1 rRNA gene is annotated in these 2822 nt (G+C 54.0%); it reads left to right on the top strand.

The window, feature by feature from the left end:
* Positions 1 to 39: 39 nt before the first annotated feature.
* Positions 40 to 2822, top strand: a 23S ribosomal RNA gene (locus FHW97_RS21865); the annotation flags it as partial.

The following is a 2822-nucleotide window of genomic DNA, read 5'->3' on the forward strand; positions in this document are numbered from 1 at the left end:
TCGCAAGCGTTATGCAGGCTTGTTGGTGATGGTGTGGATTCTCAAGCGTGAGGTAAGAGCATCTGGTGGATGCCTTGGCATGTACAGGCGAAGAAGGACGTGGCACGCTGCGATAAGCGTCGGGGAGCTGTGAGCGAGCTTTGATCCGGCGATTTCCGAATGGGGAAACCCACCTTCACCATTTCTTCTGTCACCCTGGCAACAGGGTGGTTGGAGAGGTGGATAAGGTATCACCTTAGTGAATATATAGCTTTGGTGAAGCGAACCCGGGGAACTGAAACATCTCAGTACCTGGAGGAAAAGACATCAACCGAGATTCCGTTAGTAGTGGCGAGCGAACGCGGACCAGGCCAGTGCCTCATCTTCAACTAGCAGAACTGTCTGGAAAGGCAGGCCATAGCGGGTGATAGCCCCGTATGCGAAAGTGATGGATGAGGCCTCGAGTAGGGCGGGACACGTGAAATCCTGTCTGAACATGGGGGGACCACCCTCCAAGCCTAAATACTCGTACATGACCGATAGCGAACTAGTACCGTGAGGGAAAGGTGAAAAGCACCCCGATGAGGGGAGTGAAACAGTACCTGAAACCGGATGCTTACAAGCAGTAGGAGCCCCATAGGGGGTGACTGCGTACCTCTTGCATAATGGGTCAGTGACTTAGTTTATCGAGCAAGCTTAAGCCGTTAGGTGTAGGCGTAGCGAAAGCGAGTCTGAATAGGGCGCTAGAGTTCGATGAATTAGACCCGAAACCCGGTGATCTAGGCATGACCAGGCTGAAGGTGCGGTAACACGCACTGGAGGGCCGAACCGTTCAATGTTGAAAAATTGTCGGATGAGTTGTGTTTAGGGGTGAAAGGCCAATCAAACCGGGAAATAGCTGGTTCTCCGCGAAATCTATTGAGGTAGAGCGTCGGACGTATACCGTTGGGGGTAGAGCACTGGATGGATGCGGGGGTCGCGAGATCTACCAACTCTAACCAAACTCCGAATACCAACGAGATTTATCCGGCAGACAGACGGCGGGTGCTAAGGTCCGTCGTCAAAAGGGAAACAGCCCTAACCTACAGCTAAGGTCCCCAAGTCACGTCTAAGTGGGAAAGCATGTGGGAATCCCAAAACAACCAGGATGTTGGCTTAGAAGCAGCCATCATTTAAAGAAAGCGTAACAGCTCACTGGTCTAACCAAGGGTTCCTGCGGCGAAGATGTAACGGGGCTCAAGACGTGCACCGAAGCTTAGGGTTCAGATCTTTGATCTGAGCGGTAGCGGAGCGTTCCGTAGGCCTGCGAAGCGGAAGGGTAACCGACCGTGGAGGTATCGGAAGTGCGAATGCTGACATGAGTAGCGATAAAGAGGGTGAGATGCCCTCTCGCCGAAAGACCAAGGGTTCCTGCTTAAAGCTAATCTGAGCAGGGTGAGCCGGCCCCTAAGACGAGCCCGAAGGGGGTAGTCGATGGGAACCACGTTAATATTCGTGGGCCTGGAGATGAGTGACGGATCTCTTAAGTTGTCAGTTCTTATTGGATTGAACTGGCTGCGACGAGGTTCCAGGAAATAGCCTCTCCATATAGACCGTACCCGAAACCGACACAGGTGGTCAGGTAGAGTATACCAAGGCGCTTGAGAGAAGTATCCTGAAGGAACTCGGCAAATTGCCTCCGTACCTTCGGAAGAAGGAGGCCCCACATATGCGCAAGCACTTGTGGGGGGCACAGGCCAGGGGGTAGCGACTGTTTAGCAAAAACACAGGACTCTGCTAAGTCGGCTTCAAGACGACGTATAGGGTCTGACGCCTGCCCGGTGCCGGAAGGTTAAGAGGAGGAGTGCAAGCTCCGAATTGAAGCCCCGGTAAACGGCGGCCGTAACTATAACGGTCCTAAGGTAGCGAAATTCCTTGTCGGGTAAGTTCCGACCTGCACGAATGGCGTAACGACTTCCCCACTGTCTCCAGGATATGCTCAGCGAAATTGAATTCTCCGTGAAGATGCGGAGTACCCGCGGTTAGACGGAAAGACCCCGTGCACCTTTACTGCAGCTTCAGAGTGGCATTAGGAAAGAATTGTGTAGCATAGGTGGGAGGCTTTGAAGCACTGGCGCCAGCCGGTGTGGAGCCATAGGTGAAATACCACCCTGTTGTTTTCTGATGTCTAACCCAGCACCGTCATCCGGTGCGGGGACCCTCTGTGGCGGGTAGTTTGACTGGGGCGGTCGCCTCCTAAAGAGTAACGGAGGCGCGCGATGGTAGGCTCAGGACGGTTGGAAACCGTCTGTTCAGAGTGCAATGGCATAAGCCTGCCTGACTGCGAGACTGACGAGTCGAGCAGAGACGAAAGTCGGTCATAGTGATCCGGTGGTCCCTCGTGGAAGGGCCATCGCTCAACGGATAAAAGGTACGCCGGGGATAACAGGCTGATGATTCCCAAGAGCTCATATCGACGGAATCGTTTGGCACCTCGATGTCGGCTCATCACATCCTGGGGCTGGAGCAGGTCCCAAGGGTTTGGCTGTTCGCCAATTAAAGTGGTACGTGAGCTGGGTTCAGAACGTCGCGAGACAGTTTGGTCCCTATCTGCCGTGGGCGTCGATACTTGAGAGGAGTTGCCCCTAGTACGAGAGGACCGGGGTGAACATGCCTCTGGTGTACCTGTCGTTCCGCCAGGAGCGCAGCAGGGTAGCTATGCATGGACGGGATAACCGCTGAAAGCATCTAAGCGGGAAGCCTCCCTCAAGATAAGGTATCATCGAGTCGTGGTAGACCACCACGTTGATAGGCCGGGTGTGGAAGTGCGGTAACGCATGAAGCTAACCGGTCCTAATCACTCT

Origin of the sequence: Novosphingobium sp. SG754 (genome assembly GCF_013149315.1) — a bacterium.
GTDB classification, from domain to species: domain Bacteria; phylum Pseudomonadota; class Alphaproteobacteria; order Sphingomonadales; family Sphingomonadaceae; genus Novosphingobium; species Novosphingobium capsulatum.